A 13,341-nucleotide genomic window follows, 5' to 3' on the forward strand; every position below is an offset into this window, starting at 1 on the left:
TCTACCTGCCGCATTTACCACCGTTGGTTCCGTGTAGCTTTGGGACTTCAACCTGGATCGCGGCCTTATCCCCAACGATAGCCTCCTATGCGGTTCCTGTTCGTCAGGCCGGAGGTTTGCCGCCGACTTCCTTCAGATTTCGCCTCGCGACGAACACCCTTGTCTTTGGCTATGTCTTTCCCGCTACCGGGCAGACTCCGATCTTTCATCGGTTAGAAACGTGCGCCGCCAGGCGCACAACGCAAAGAGGGGTGCTCTGCGAAACTTTATCGCAGAGCACCCCTCTTTTATATGCGTTTCTCCTTCAGCCGACCGCCTTTGCCATTGCTGCGCCGAGTGCGCGGCAGCGCTCGAGTGCGTCGTCATCCGGCTCGAGCTCGCAGGTCACGCCATCCGCGACCATCGCGCCGCCTGCGGCATTCACGCGCTCCGTCCATGTGTCCATGAACGCGCCGCCGCCCCAGCCATACGAGCCAAACATGCCGACCTTCACGCCCGAGAGCTTACCCTCCGCCTCGGCAAAGAACGGCTCGAACTCGCCCTCGTCGAGCTCCTCCGTACCACAGGCGGGGCAGCCCATAAGGATACCGTCGTAGTCCGCAATACGGTCAGCGGAGAAGTCGCCGACGCGGATGAGCTCGACCTCTGCGCCGCCCTGCTCTGCACCTTCCACGACCGCGTTCGCCATCGTCTCCGTATTGCCCGAGCCGCTCCAAAATACAACTGCAATCTTTGCCATGTTAAAATTCTCCTTTGGGATTATATTCAAGTGATACTACGATGATAACATTTCTCACGCTCTCATGCAATCCATTTTGAAATTTTTTCTCATTACAAGTATCTCTTGACAGGAATGTTATACTGTAACAAAATATCTTCTATATATAGAAAAGGATCTCTATGCAAAAAGAAACATTCAACGTGACGGGCATGACCTGCTCGGCGTGTTCAGCGCGGGTGGAACGCGCCGTAAAGAAGATGGAGGGAACGGCGGAGGTCTCCGTCAATCTCCTGACGAATACGATGACACTCGCCTATGACGCAGCAGTCACAAGTCCTGCCGCGATCATCGCCGTGGTCGAGGACGCGGGGTATGGCGCGAGCGTGAAGGGTGCGCTCGCCGCCGCGCAGAGCGCGCCAACGGCAGGCACGGTACCTGCGGGAACGGATGCGGCGGAGCAGGCAATCCACGCAATGCGCACACGCCTTCTCATCTCCATCTTCTTCCTCCTGCCGACCATGTATATTGCGATGAGCCCAATGCTCTCGATGTGGGGCATGCCCTATGCGGCGGGCTTCAAGGCGGTGTTCTGGGGCGCGGAGAATGCGCTGACGTTCGCGCTCGCGCAGTTCGTCCTCGTCCTGCCAATTATGTATGTGAACCGTCCATACTATGTCAATGGATTCCGCAATCTCCTGCACGGTGCGCCGAATATGGATACGCTCGTCGGGATCGGCTCGATGGCATCCGCGCTGTTCGGCGTGTTCGCGATGTTCCGCATGAGCTGGGGGCTGGGGCACGGCGATCTCGCGCTCGCAGCGGAGTACAGCACGAATCTCTACTTCGAGTCGGCGGGCATGATCGTCACCCTGATCACAGTCGGAAAGTATCTCGAAGCGCGTGCAAAGGGGCAGACGACGGGCGCACTCCGTGCGCTCATGCAGCTCGCGCCCGCCGAGGCGACCGTCCTGCGTGACGGCGCAGAGGTGACTGTCCCTGTCCATACGATTGCGCTCGGCGAGACAGTCATTGTCCGTCCCGGCGCACGCATCCCCGTGGATGGGCAGGTGACGGAGGGCGCGACGAGCGTCGATGAGTCCGCCGTGACGGGCGAATCCATGCCCATCGCAAAGGCGGAGGGCGATGCCGTCACCTCGGGGACGCTGAACGTCGAGGGCACGATCCGCTTCACGGCGACGCGCGTCGGCGAGGATACGACGATCCGTCAGCTCATCCGCCTTGTCGATGAGGCGAGCGGGTCAAAGGCGCCGATTGCGCGCCTTGCCGACCGCGTGAGCGCGGTCTTCGTCCCCGTTGTGATTGTGCTCGCCCTCGCGGCGGGCGGCGTCTGGCTGCTGATGGGCGCGAGCGTCGAGTTCGCATTTTCCATCACCATCTCCATCCTCGTCATCTCCTGCCCCTGCGCACTCGGGCTTGCGACCCCCGTTGCGATCATGGTCGGCACGGGGCGCGGCGCAGCGCACGGCATCCTCATCAAGTCGGGCGAGGCGCTTGAGATGGCAGGCAATATTGATACCGTCCTGATGGACAAGACGGGCACGCTCACAGAGGGATGCCCGCAGCTCGTGAGCATCCACCCCGTCGGCATCACCGCCGACGAACTCATTGCACTCGCCGCCGCGCTGGAGGCGGGCAGCGAGCACCCGATTGCCGCCGCCATCCGCAGCTATGCGGAGCAGCAGACTGTCACAGTCCCCACTGCAACGGATTTTCAGGCGGTATTCGGGCGGGGCGTGCGCGCGCGCATCGGCGACGATACGTGCGCGGCGGGCAACGCCGCGCTGCTCGCAGAGCTCGATGTGCCGCTGACGGATGAAATCACGGCGGCCCTCGATGAGATGGCACGGCGCGGCGAGACGGCGCTCGCCCTCGTACGCGCGGGGCGCATTGTGGGACTGCTCGGCGTGCGCGATGCAGAGAAGCCGACCAGTGCGGCGGCAGTTGCACTGATGAAGGAGATGGGGCTCACGCCCGTCATGCTCACGGGCGACGATGAACGCACGGCACAGGTGATTGCCGCGCGGCTCGGCATCGACCGCGTCATCGCGGGCGTCCTGCCCGCCGACAAGCGCGCCCATGTGGAGCGTCTGCAAGCCGAGGGGCATACGGTCGCGATGATCGGCGACGGCGTGAACGACGCGCCCGCGCTCGTGCAGGCGGATCTCGGCATCGCCATCGGCGCGGGCACGGACGTCGCCATCGAGAGCGCGGACGCCGTGCTCGTCCGCAGCGACCTCCTCGACGCCGTCTCTGCCATCCGCCTCTCGCGCAGTGTCATGACCAACATCAAGCAGAACCTCTTTTGGGCATTTTTCTACAATGTCATCGGCATTCCGCTCGCGGCAGGCGTGCTCTACCCGGCATTCGGCGTGAAACTCTCGCCCATGATCGGGGCTGCTGCGATGAGCCTGTCGAGCGTCTGCGTCGTACTGAACGCGCTGCGGCTGCGCTTCTTTGCCATCGCGCACGAACCCGTGGCGGTGGCGGAGCGCACGGCGATCGAACCCGAGGTAACGCCCATCGCCTCTGCGATGGAGACAATAGATGCGGCACGAGCCGCCAGTGACAGAAAGGAAGATATCACTATGGAAAAGACCATCAACGTCAAGGGCATGACCTGCCCCCACTGCGTCAAGCACGTCACGAAGGCACTCGAGGGGCTAGAGGGCGTCTCCGATGTCGTCGTCGATCTCGATGCGGGCACGGCGAAGTTCAGCGCGAGCCGCGACATCGCGGACTCTGAGCTCGCCGCCGTCCTCGACGACGCGGGCTATGAGATGGGCTGAGACGAACTGCAAGCAAAAAGGTCATGCGGGAGAACATCCTGCATGACCTTTGTTATTTTATAATTTCTTCGATATCCCGACCTCCGTAAAAGATACGGACAATCGTGACCGTCTGCGTCTTTTCATCCACACAGTAGAAGATAACATAATGGTCGACGGAGACTTTGCGCATCCCTGCCGAGTTCCACGGCTCCCAGTCAACCGCCGCGTATCTGTACGGCAGTGTATCGAGCGCACGCACTGCAGAGCGAATGCGCGCTGTTTGTTTTTTCCGTCTCCGGCACCATCAGTTCTACGGCAATGTAGTGATAAATCGCGCGTAAGTCCTCATATGCTGCAGGGGAATACTGAACGAGATAACGGCTCATCTGTCGAAATCCCAGGCGAGCGCCGCATCCACCTCATCCGGCGTCATTCCGCCGCTATGCAGTGAGTCCATCCCCTTTGCAAGTTCGGCAGAGATCTCCGCCCTGCTCAGCCCACCAATGGCGACGGGCTGATGCGGGCGCGACGCGGTATGCCATGCAGATTCCATGATGTCGTAGGAAATGGCTGCGTTTGACATATCATCACCATCCTTTCATTTCTGTTTCCATTGTAGCAGTTTTGGTCATCACTGACAAGCCGGCTAACGGAAGCACTGATAAATTCAGCACCGCCATCTTAGCGCATCTTTTTTGCCCGCACTTCGTCGGCAAATCCTCCACAGAGCACCACTCTGCGTCCGGTTTGCCTCCTAGTTCGGACGAAAAAATCTGCGCCAATCTGACGGACTTCATTTTATCAGTGCTTCCTAAAGTATACCTCACACATCCGATTTACAAAATAACAGATTTATCCTACAATAGGGAAATCAATCTGTGAGGTGACGATGATGGAGGAAAAACTCGGCGCAGGTCGGCGCACGGTATTTATGGAGGGTGTGCACGACGGCGTGCCGATTGCGCTCGGCTATTTCGTGGTAGCGTTCACGCTCGGGATTCTCGCAAAGACGGCGGGGCTGACCCCGTGGCAGGGCTTTGTGACGAGCGCGGTGAACATCGCCTCTGCGGGCGAGTATGCGGGCTTTACGGTGATTGCGGCGCAGGCGCCCTATGTCGAGATCGCCGTGCTGACGCTCGTCGCAAATGCGCGTTACTTCCTCATGGCGGCGGCACTGACGCAGCGATTCTCACCCAATACGTCGCTCGGTCATCGCCTTGCCGTCAGCTTCGGCGTGACGGATGAGATCTTCGGCATCACGGTCGCGCGCGGCGGTGCGCTGAACCCGTACTACAACTACGGCGCAATGGCAATCTCCGTCCCTGCGTGGTCGGCGGGCACATCGGCGGGCATCCTTGCGGGCGGGATTCTGCCTGCAGCCGCTGTCTCCGCGCTCTCGGTCGCACTCTACGGGATGTTCGTCTGGGTCATCCTGCCCGCCGCGAAGAAAAGCCGCCCCATCGGCGGCATGGTACTCCTGAGCTGCATTCTGTCGCTCGCGGCGACGTACGCGCCCGTGACGGGCGAACTCTCGGGCGGCACGCGCACGATCCTCCTCACACTCCTCATCGCAGGTGTCGGTGCGGCACTCTTCCCCATTCACGAGGAACAGGAGGGCGACCATGACTGACATCTGGAGCTACATCGCGGTCATGAGCGCCGTGACGATCGCAATCCGCCTCACGCCCGCGCTCCTCCTGCGCCGCCCAATCAAGAACGTATTCGTGCGCTCGTTCCTCTTCTACGTCCCGTATGTGACGCTCGCCGTCATGACCTTCCCCGCGATTGTCGAGGCGACGCGCACCCCCGTCGCGGGCGCGGCGGCATTCGTCTTTGCCCTCTTCCTCGCGTGGAACGGTGCAAGCCTCTTTCGCTGCGCGGCGGGCGCGTCCATCATGGTGCTGATCGTGGAGTTTTTTCTGTTGTAAATGATGTCGGACGCACATTTTTGTGCGCCCTTATCTTTTTGTAAAACAACACGTATATACTGACCCCATAAAAGGAGGTGCGTGCATGGAGTTCCGCTGTTGGATGGGAGTAACGATCGAGGGGAAGTCCTACATCATCGCCGAGAAGATCCGCTACAAGGAGAAAACATCGGACGATGTATGGACGGAGTACGGTCTTGTTACACGTGAAAGCAACGACCGCACATGGCTGAGCATTGCAGACAACGGGCTTTCGTGCAGTCTTTCCGCTCCTGTGGGGAAAAAGATTCCGAGGGGCTACCGCCTCCGCGACAGGGGAACGGAGGTGGTCACCGCTGTCTGGGGCGATACGGATGCGGCAGTCGGCGACGAGGCGACATACGAGCAGTACGAAACAGCGGACGGGAAGTTCACGTTCTTTATCGAAAACTGGAGCGGGAAGAAAAGTGCCTCGATGGGACGGAAAATCGCCGCCGCCGATATTGCCCCCGAAGCACCGCCGCCCGCCGATCGCCTGCGGGCAATGACGCGAGCGAAGCGGGCAAAGACGCTCCACGGCATCAGGCTTGTCATGATCGGCGCGTGTATCTACGGGGCGGTCACGTTCCTTCTCGTCGGTCTCCTCGGGAACGACGGTTTCAGCACATGGGACTGGCATGCAATTCGCGATTTCGTGAATCTCCCCTATGCCATGCACGAACGCCTCAGCGATGCGCCCTACTACACGGAACAGCGCGAGGAGGACGGCGCAAGGGTTTACACGGCGCAGGTCGATGCAGGCATCGCCGCTCTGGATCTCATCGAGGGCATGGACGGCAGGGTGAAGGACGCGTACGAGGATCTCGGCGATGCGGAGCATCCGATTGTGATTCGTACACAGCAGGAGATTGCACACATTACGAGCGCGGCGGACGGCACGGCGTACATCGTTGTGACGGGAGCAAGCCCCGACCGCGCCCCCGCCGCCGACCAGTTCCAACGAAATCATACGCTCGTCCGCTACGCCGAACGCGTCCGTACGGGCGACACGCACGGACGGGCGATGGTGGTGCAGTAGTCCGCGCACCACCACTTGACCGCACATTAAGGGAAGCACTGATAAATTCAGCACTGCCATCTTGGCGTATCTTTTTCGCCCTCTCATCGTCGACAAATCCTCCACATAGCCCTTGCTATGCGTCCGGTTTGTCTCCTTGACAGGACAAAAAATCTGCACCAATCTGAGAGTCTATTTTATCAGCGATTCCCATTTCCGCTAGGAGGTGATGCTGTGGATTTTGACTGTTGGACCGGCATCAAAATCGGAACGAAACCATGTACCATTGTGGGAAAGATCCGATACAAGGAGAAAACATCGGATGATGTATGGACAGAGTATAAGCTTATCACGAATGACACCAATGCACACATCTGGCTGAGCATCACAGACGATGGACTCTCATGCATCATCTCCTCCTCTGCGCGAAACAATGTGCCGAAGGGCTACCGTCTCCATGACAGCGGCACGGAGGTTGTAACAGGGGTCTGGGGCGATACGGATGCGGCGGTCGGCGATGAGACGAGGTATGAGCAATACGAGAGCGCAGACGGCAGGAACACCTTCTTTGTCGAGTATTGGAACGGCAGTCGCAGCAGTTCGCAGGGAGGAAAGATCTCCGCTTCCACAATCATCGCGGACACGGACACGGATACGAGTAAGCGGCAGAAGGCACGGGCGATGTATCGGCGATCGAGGCTGCGCAACTCCCTCATCGAGCCGGTTGCAGGTCTTGCCGGAGCCTGCATCATCCTGCTCCTATCCGTCGCTCCCGACTTCGACACGCGGGACTACTGGCACGCGTTCCGCGATTTCGTGAATCTCCCCTATGTCATGCACGAACGCCTCAGTGATGCCCCCTACCACACGGAGCAGCAGGAGGAGGACGGCACTCCGGTTTACACGGCGCAGGTCGATGCAGGCATTGCCGCTCTCGATCTCATCGAGGGCGTGGACGGCAGGGTGGAGGATGCGTACGAAATGCTCGGTGATGCGGAGCATCCGATCATCATTCGCACGCGGGAGGAGACCGCACGCATTACGAGCGCGGCGGATGGCACAGCGCACATTGTCGTGACGCAGACAAGCCCCGACCGCGCACCTGACGCCGACCGGCTTCAGCGCAGTCATACCCTCCTCCGCTACGCCGTGCTCGTTCGCACGGGCGATACACGCGGACGGGCGGAGGTGGTAACAGAAACGCCGTAACAAGAGGTGCTTTGCCGACATTTTTTCTTTGAGGTGTATCGCACGCGAAACACAGCTGCATAAAGGAGAACCCACATGATCGATCTGTCCACCCTGATGCTTACCGTATTCTACGCCGCATTCGGCATCCTGCTCATGGTTGTATCCAACATCGTGATCGACCTCTTCATCCCCGGCGATTTCGCCGAGGAGATTCGGCGCGGCAACCGTGCGGTCGCGTGGCTGTCGGCGGGCTCGTTCATCGGCATCGGTGAGATCCTGCGTGCTGTCATCATGTCTCCCACATACGAGGCGTTGACGGCGGACTTTATGCAGGGGGTTGTCGCAAGTGCCGTCTATGCCGCCGTCGGCATCCTCTGCTTCATTGTCGGCTTTTTCATTATCAACGCGTGGCACCGCAAATATGAGCTTGCCGCGGAGATTCAACGCGGCAATACGGCGGCGGGCATCTTCGTGTTTGGGATCTTTGTCGGGCTGTCGCTCGTCATCAGCGGCGCGGTGCATTGATGAGCATGCCCACGAAAAAGCCTCCCCCGTGCATCACGGGGGAGGGGGACCGCTTGCGGTGGAAGGGGCGCTTTGAACGATGACAGGAGAAGCAACGTAGAGGAGGTTCTGCATGGAAAACGTAGGGCGCAAAGCCGCCATTCTCGCCGCCGCATTTGCCTCCGTCGGCGCACTCGGCGCAGCGTATTTCTATCGCCATGACATCGCTTTTTCCATCGCCGATGTCGTGCATCCCGAGTGGAATGCGGGCGAGGCGCGCCTTGCGGATGCCTATGACCGCCGCTACACCCTTCTCAACAACGGCGACGGCACGGAGACCGCACTCTATGACGACAGCACTGCCGTCACCTTTCGCCACGACGGCGCGGGCGACCTCGTCTGGCTGTTCGGTACGGCGAGCCTCCTCGCCCCCCTCGCACCGAACTACTTCGCCTTCCACGGATTTTCCTATGCGGGCGGCACGATGGATCTCGCGCAGATGACCTACCGCGCAAACGCGCCGCTTGCGCCGCTGCCCAAGAAATATACCGCATCCGGCACAGGCACGCATGGACATGGGGTCAATCACAGCTATGCGGGGCGCAGCTACAACGAAAAGAAAAGCGAAAGGGCGGGCGAGGTCAGCCGGCGATCCGGCTTCGGACAGGCAGGGCTCCGCTCCTCGGGAGGTTCGTAACGTGAACAGCACACAGAAAGAGACCTACATTGACGCACTTGACCCGACCATCTTCACCTATATTCAATACGGCGACTATGCCGACCGCTATCCAACACATACCGTGCAGGAGTTTCCGCAGAGATTCTATGATGAACTGCGGACGGCATCGGCGGGGCTCTTTCACATCTTCTGCAAGGCGGCAGAGGTCTTGCAGAACGCACCTGACGACTTCGCGCGCGCAATGGATCTGCCGCGCGAGATGCTCCCCTATCTGCGCATCCCGAACGCCTTCCGCCTGTCGACATGGCTCTCGCGCTTTGACTTCGTACTCGATGAGGAAGGGCGTATCCGCATGGTCGAGATCAATGCGGATACGCCCTGTTTTATCGTGGAGTCCTTCTATGCGAACGGCGTCGCGGCAGAGTATTTCGGTCGACGCGATCCGAATGCGGGCGCACGCACGCAGCTGCGGGATTTTCTCACGCAGATTCACGCGCATCTTGCCGCGCCCGTTGCCGACCTAACGAAGGGCACGCTCCCGCCGCGCCCGTTCGTATTCAGCTGCTTTGACGACTATCCCGAAGATCTGGCGAATACGCGCTTCCTCATGCAGCTCATGCAGGAGGGTGCGCCCCACGGCGACATCCGCTTCCTCTCGTTCTACGAGATGGAGATCGACGAGCGAGGCATTCCTCTCGCGGACAGTGCATATACATCCGCGCTCTATCGACTGCATCCGATGGAGATATTGATTGATGAGCGCACGCCGGACGGAGAGCCGCTCGGTGCACTGTTTCTGGATTTATATAAGGAAGGAAAATTTGCATTGATGAATCCGCCCGAGGCGATTCTCCTGCAAAACAAGTCCTTTATGGCACTCGTCTACGCACTCGCACGGACGGAGCAGTTCCTAACCGCCGAGGAGTGTGCGCTTGTCCGCCGCTATCTCGTCCCTTCGTATTTCGAGGAGGATTTTGCCGCGCTCATGGACGGCACATACATCCGCAAGGAGATCTGGGGGCGCGAGGGGAAGAACGTCCGTCTGGTCGAAAAGCAGGGCGACCACGCGAAAACCGTGCATGAGAAGCAGCCCGACAACGTGGACGAGATCATCTGCCGCCCGAGCCGCGCGGCGATGTATCAGGACTTCGTCCGTCAGCCGCGCTTCGTCCACACGGTCGACTCCGGCACGATCGACGGCTGTCTGACCCTCTCGTGCTTCATGCTCTTTGACACGCCCTCTGCCGTCGGCGCACGCTTCTCCCCCGCTGAGATCGCGGGGACGGAGGCGTACTTTCTGCCGCTTGTCGTGGGGGAGGACAGCAGCTACACGGATTCATTCTCTACAAATGTCTTTTGAATGGCAGTCAATTTTATCCGCAGGTCCGGCATATCATCGGAAACAATCTCCCAAATCAGACGTAGATTTACTCCTTCGTAGTCATGAACAATGCGGTTTCTGAGACCATAAATTTGCGCCCATGCTACTTGAGGATTTTCCGCTTTGACCGCATCCCCCAATTTGGTGGTGAGCTCTCCAATCTGACTGAGATTGAACACACAGGCTTCTATGAGCATATCATTGGTGCGGAAATCATCATAGGAAAGCCCTTTGCAGTACGCACAAATCTTAGCAGTATATCTGAGCATTTTGTCAACGATGACTCTATCGCGCATAAATCTCAATCCCCGTCTGTCTGATTTCCTCGGCAATACGTGACTTCGGCTCGACATGAGTGATGTCGAATACGTCCATCTCCTTATCGTCCAGAGCCTCCCGTAGTTCCTCGACGAAGCCCACGAATCTCAGCCCACGCAGGTCACTGTCCACGAGCAAATCCACATCACTGCTCTGCGTGGCATTTCCCTTTCCATATGAACCAAATAGAATCGCCTGCCGGATTTGATGACTGATAAATATGGGCTGCAACCTCTGCTTAATTTCATTTGGTGTAAAAATCATGTCTTCGCCTCCTCCCATACTTTTCATTGTAGCAGTCCCGCTGGAGAACGGCAAGAAAAAAGACGGAAAGGCAATGCGCCTATTCCGTCTTTAGAAACTTTGTGCTATACTGAATATGTGGCTGACGATCGTAGGTTTTCTCCCGCAAGGGAGGTGATGTGCATGAGCCTGTATGAAATACTTTCGCTCGTGTGAGGGAAGCACTGATAAACTCAGCCGCGCCATCTTGGCGCATCTTTTTCGCCCTCTCTGTGTCGATAAATCCTCCACATAGCACTTGCTATGCGTCCGGTTTATCTCCTTGACAGGACAAAAAATCTGCACCAATCTGACGGACTTCATTTTATCAGCGATTCCCTTGCGGCGGCAACGCTCGCGGTCAACATCATATTCTTGCTTGTAAAATAGACAAGAAAAAAGAACCTACCGCAAGGTAACGAAGGCTCTTTCTTCAAGCAACAAAGATTATAGGGAGAGACCGACGTTCCTACTCGTCAGTCACTCTTTTTGTGTCTTTTTATATCGTTACGACCAAATCTTGTCAAGCCCGCTCTCTGCTGCGCTCCCAGTAACTCCCCACGAGGAAGAAGAGAAGAGAGACGGTGATGCCGACAGCAATCGGGTGCAGTCCGAACGGTTTGAAGCCTGCCGCCATCGCCGCGCAGTAGACCACGGTGCCGCCCGCCATCGCCGCGAGCGCGCCCGTCCGCCGCGCCCACTTCGTAAAGAGCCCAAAGACGAGCACCCAGAAGAACGCCGTCTCGAGTCCGCCGAACGCGAACATATTGATGAGCCAGATCAGCGACGGCGGCGCAACGGCGAGGAGAAACACGATGATGCCGAGCACGGCGGTGATGCCCATTGAGAGGCGGCGCAGCGTCTGCTCCGAGACGGATTTCTTCCGCTTCTGCATATGGTGGAGGTAGACGTCCTTCACCACCGCCGACGAGGCGACGATGAGGACGCCCGAGATGGTTGAGATCGACGCTGCCAAGGGGCCGATGATCGCAAATCCGAGGAGTTCGGGGGGCATGACCTGTGCCATGAGCTGTGGGATGACACTGTCCACACCACCGAGTGCCTTTGCATCGACACCGAGCACCCCGCGCCCGAGGACGCCGACGAGATTCACCGCAATGTTCATAAAGGCGATGACGACCGTGCCGATGATCATCGCGCGGTGCATATCGCGGCTGCTCCGATAGCTGATGCCGCGCACAACCGACTGCGGCAGTGCAATCGTGAGCGCACCCACGAGCAGCCACTGCGAGATGTAGAGGGAGATCGGCATGCGCCCCGCCGCTGTCGGCGTCAGCATCTCTGGATGTGCAGAGCGCAGATTCGCGAGAATCGCCGCGAGTCCGCCGCCCGCATCGAGCACATAGTAGAAGAGCAGGACGATGCCGAGCATCATCACGATTGCACAGCAGGTATCTGTCAATGCAACGGCACGGAATCCGCCGATCGATGTATAGATAACAACGACGATGCCGAACAGCACCAGCCCCAGCTCGTAGCTATAGCCCGTAACGGCGGCAAAGAGCTGCGCCCCGCCGACGAACTGCGCGACCATCGAGGCGGCAAAGAAGACGACAATCACAAGCGCGGCAATCGCCGCGAGCGCGTCCGACTGATAGCGGTGACGGATGATATCGACAATGGTGACAGCGTGGATGCGCCGCGCCAGACGCGCGACCTTCTTGCCGAAGATGCCGAGCACGAGGAAGATTGTCATCGTCTGAATGACCGCCATGTAGATCCAGCCGAAGCCGATCTCGTACGCCATCCCGGGACCGCCGACAAAGGAGCTGACGGAGCTGTACGTCGCGACCATCGTCATTGCAAGCACGAACGCGCCGAGCGTCTGCCCGCCGACGAAATAGTTCGAGAGGAAACCGCCCGCAGAGCCGGCACGCCGCACATAGAACCCGAGCGCAAGCATTGCCGCCATAAAGCCGAGGAGCGGCAGCAGTACCATGAGATTGCCGTTCATCGCGATGCCCCCTCTCCGCGCTCATCGAGGGACATATCCTCTGCCGCATATGCCAGATACACGGCAATGACCGCGCCCACAACGAGCACGCCGACCGTCGATGTGACCGCCCAGAGCGGGAAGCCCGCAATCGTCACATCCACATCCGCAAGCCCGAAGCCGAGTGCCGTCCAGAGCACGGCAAAGAGCACGCCTGCCGCAGCGGTACGCCTCGCCTCACGTGCGATGGCGTCCGCCGCCTTCTTTTCATCCTGCATGATGAACCTCCTATACAGTTTTGCCGTCGGAGGCACAAGGCTCTCCGCAGCGTTATACGAACTCCGCCTATCCTACCATATCTTTCTACACGATGCAATCTTATGGAAGCACTGATAAGGAAGCACTGATAAATTCAGCCGCGCCGTCTTAGCACATCTTTTTCGCCCTGTCTGTGTCGACAAATCCTCCACATAGCCCTTGCTATGCGTCCGGTTTGTCTCCTTGACAGGACAAAAAATCTGCACTAATCCGACGGACTTCATTTTATCAGCGATTCCA

General features: G+C 58.9%; 16 protein-coding genes. 8 read left to right on the forward strand and 8 right to left on the reverse strand.

What is annotated here, in order from left to right; genetic code table 11:
* Window positions 1-304 precede the first annotated feature (304 nt).
* Window positions 305-739 carry a flavodoxin gene (locus AXF19_RS03070; RefSeq protein WP_066844845.1) on the reverse strand — a complete coding sequence of 145 codons (435 nt, stop codon included), beginning with the start codon at window positions 737-739 and terminating at the stop codon, window positions 305-307.
* 161 nt (window positions 740-900) lie between these two features.
* Here AXF19_RS03070 and AXF19_RS03075 point away from each other — a divergent pair, with 161 nt between their 5' ends.
* Window positions 901-3,528 carry a heavy metal translocating P-type ATPase gene (locus AXF19_RS03075; protein WP_066844848.1) on the forward strand — a complete coding sequence of 876 codons (2,628 nt, stop codon included), beginning with the start codon at window positions 901-903 and terminating at the stop codon, window positions 3,526-3,528.
* 52 nt (window positions 3,529-3,580) lie between these two features.
* Here the strand turns inward: AXF19_RS03075 and AXF19_RS15025 are convergent, their stop codons facing one another.
* Together AXF19_RS15025 and AXF19_RS03085 are read right to left on the reverse strand one after the other, a co-directional pair.
* Window positions 3,581-3,769 carry a type II toxin-antitoxin system RelE/ParE family toxin gene (locus AXF19_RS15025; protein ID WP_237141676.1) on the reverse strand — a complete coding sequence of 63 codons (189 nt, stop codon included), beginning with the start codon at window positions 3,767-3,769 and terminating at the stop codon, window positions 3,581-3,583.
* 123 nt (window positions 3,770-3,892) lie between these two features.
* A complete protein-coding gene (locus AXF19_RS03085) occupies window positions 3,893-4,093 on the reverse strand; it encodes a hypothetical protein (protein ID WP_066844851.1) in 201 nt (66 codons plus the stop codon).
* Window positions 4,094-4,399: 306 nt separating this feature from the next.
* On the opposite strand from AXF19_RS03085, the gene AXF19_RS03095 reads away from it, so the two are divergent.
* The 7 genes from AXF19_RS03095 to AXF19_RS03125 all read left to right on the forward strand — a co-directional run bounded on the left by AXF19_RS03095 (window position 4,400) and on the right by AXF19_RS03125 (window position 10,208).
* The gene (locus AXF19_RS03095; protein WP_066844858.1) at window positions 4,400-5,140 is read left to right on the forward strand and encodes an AzlC family ABC transporter permease; all 741 of its coding nucleotides are present in this window, start codon (window positions 4,400-4,402) and stop codon (window positions 5,138-5,140) included.
* Window positions 5,133-5,438 (forward strand): AzlD domain-containing protein, encoded by a 306-nt coding sequence (locus tag AXF19_RS03100; protein WP_066844868.1) that lies wholly within the window; start codon window positions 5,133-5,135, stop codon window positions 5,436-5,438. The genes AXF19_RS03095 and AXF19_RS03100 overlap by 8 nt, the downstream gene beginning before the upstream one ends.
* Before the next feature lie 85 nt (window positions 5,439-5,523).
* The gene (locus tag AXF19_RS03105) at window positions 5,524-6,495 is read left to right on the forward strand and encodes a DUF4178 domain-containing protein (protein ID WP_066844870.1); all 972 of its coding nucleotides are present in this window, start codon (window positions 5,524-5,526) and stop codon (window positions 6,493-6,495) included.
* 213 nt (window positions 6,496-6,708) lie between these two features.
* Window positions 6,709-7,683 carry a DUF4178 domain-containing protein gene (locus AXF19_RS03110; protein WP_066844873.1) on the forward strand — a complete coding sequence of 325 codons (975 nt, stop codon included), beginning with the start codon at window positions 6,709-6,711 and terminating at the stop codon, window positions 7,681-7,683.
* Window positions 7,684-7,758: 75 nt separating this feature from the next.
* Window positions 7,759-8,190, forward strand: a complete 432-nt coding sequence (locus tag AXF19_RS03115; protein WP_066844876.1) for a DUF350 domain-containing protein — start codon at window positions 7,759-7,761, stop codon at window positions 8,188-8,190.
* 112 nt (window positions 8,191-8,302) lie between these two features.
* Complete coding sequence (locus AXF19_RS03120; RefSeq protein WP_066844879.1) at window positions 8,303-8,866, forward strand: hypothetical protein; 564 nt, start codon at window positions 8,303-8,305, stop codon at window positions 8,864-8,866.
* 1 nt (window position 8,867) lies between these two features.
* Complete coding sequence (locus AXF19_RS03125) at window positions 8,868-10,208, forward strand: glutathionylspermidine synthase family protein (RefSeq protein WP_066844883.1); 1,341 nt, start codon at window positions 8,868-8,870, stop codon at window positions 10,206-10,208.
* Here the strand turns inward: AXF19_RS03125 and AXF19_RS03130 are convergent.
* From AXF19_RS03130 to AXF19_RS15035, 5 genes are all read right to left on the reverse strand, one after another.
* A complete protein-coding gene (locus AXF19_RS03130) occupies window positions 10,175-10,525 on the reverse strand; it encodes a HepT-like ribonuclease domain-containing protein (protein WP_066844886.1) in 351 nt (116 codons plus the stop codon). The genes AXF19_RS03125 and AXF19_RS03130 overlap by 34 nt on opposite strands.
* Window positions 10,515-10,811 (reverse strand): nucleotidyltransferase family protein, encoded by a 297-nt coding sequence (locus tag AXF19_RS03135; RefSeq protein ID WP_066844889.1) that lies wholly within the window; start codon window positions 10,809-10,811, stop codon window positions 10,515-10,517. The genes AXF19_RS03130 and AXF19_RS03135 overlap by 11 nt, the downstream gene beginning before the upstream one ends.
* A 541-nt stretch (window positions 10,812-11,352) precedes the next feature.
* Window positions 11,353-12,804 carry a sodium/pantothenate symporter gene (gene panF, locus AXF19_RS03140; RefSeq protein WP_066844892.1) on the reverse strand — a complete coding sequence of 484 codons (1,452 nt, stop codon included), beginning with the start codon at window positions 12,802-12,804 and terminating at the stop codon, window positions 11,353-11,355.
* Window positions 12,801-13,061: a DUF997 family protein gene (locus tag AXF19_RS03145; RefSeq protein WP_066844895.1), complete on the reverse strand. Its 261-nt coding sequence runs from the start codon at window positions 13,059-13,061 to the stop codon at window positions 12,801-12,803. The genes panF and AXF19_RS03145 overlap by 4 nt, the downstream gene beginning before the upstream one ends.
* A gap of 72 nt (window positions 13,062-13,133) precedes the next feature.
* Window positions 13,134-13,325: a secretion protein HlyD gene (locus tag AXF19_RS15035; RefSeq protein ID WP_084784751.1), complete on the reverse strand. Its 192-nt coding sequence runs from the start codon at window positions 13,323-13,325 to the stop codon at window positions 13,134-13,136.
* Window positions 13,326-13,341: the final 16 nt, after the last annotated feature.

Source organism: Selenomonas sp. oral taxon 126, from assembly GCF_001683335.1.
GTDB lineage: Bacteria > Bacillota > Negativicutes > Selenomonadales > Selenomonadaceae > Centipeda.

Bases quoted from the DNA above. Each gene is read 5' to 3' on its own strand.
- panF (WP_066844892.1), bottom strand. From the start codon at position 12,804: ATGAACGGCAATCTCATGGTACTGCTGCCGCTCCTCGGCTTTATGGCG.
- AXF19_RS03145 (WP_066844895.1), bottom strand. From the start codon at position 13,061: ATGCAGGATGAAAAGAAGGCGGCGGACGCCATCGCACGTGAGGCGAGG.
- AXF19_RS03085 (WP_066844851.1), bottom strand. From the start codon at position 4,093: ATGTCAAACGCAGCCATTTCCTACGACATCATGGAATCTGCATGGCAT.
- AXF19_RS03120 (WP_066844879.1), top strand. From the start codon at position 8,303: ATGGAAAACGTAGGGCGCAAAGCCGCCATTCTCGCCGCCGCATTTGCC.
- AXF19_RS03070 (WP_066844845.1), bottom strand. From the start codon at position 739: ATGGCAAAGATTGCAGTTGTATTTTGGAGCGGCTCGGGCAATACGGAG.
- AXF19_RS03105 (WP_066844870.1), top strand. From the start codon at position 5,524: ATGGAGTTCCGCTGTTGGATGGGAGTAACGATCGAGGGGAAGTCCTAC.
- AXF19_RS15035 (WP_084784751.1), bottom strand. From the start codon at position 13,325: ATGAAGTCCGTCGGATTAGTGCAGATTTTTTGTCCTGTCAAGGAGACA.
- AXF19_RS03115 (WP_066844876.1), top strand. From the start codon at position 7,759: ATGATCGATCTGTCCACCCTGATGCTTACCGTATTCTACGCCGCATTC.
- AXF19_RS03100 (WP_066844868.1), top strand. From the start codon at position 5,133: ATGACTGACATCTGGAGCTACATCGCGGTCATGAGCGCCGTGACGATC.
- AXF19_RS03130 (WP_066844886.1), bottom strand. From the start codon at position 10,525: ATGCGCGATAGAGTCATCGTTGACAAAATGCTCAGATATACTGCTAAG.
- AXF19_RS03075 (WP_066844848.1), top strand. From the start codon at position 901: ATGCAAAAAGAAACATTCAACGTGACGGGCATGACCTGCTCGGCGTGT.
- AXF19_RS03095 (WP_066844858.1), top strand. From the start codon at position 4,400: ATGATGGAGGAAAAACTCGGCGCAGGTCGGCGCACGGTATTTATGGAG.
- AXF19_RS03135 (WP_066844889.1), bottom strand. From the start codon at position 10,811: ATGATTTTTACACCAAATGAAATTAAGCAGAGGTTGCAGCCCATATTT.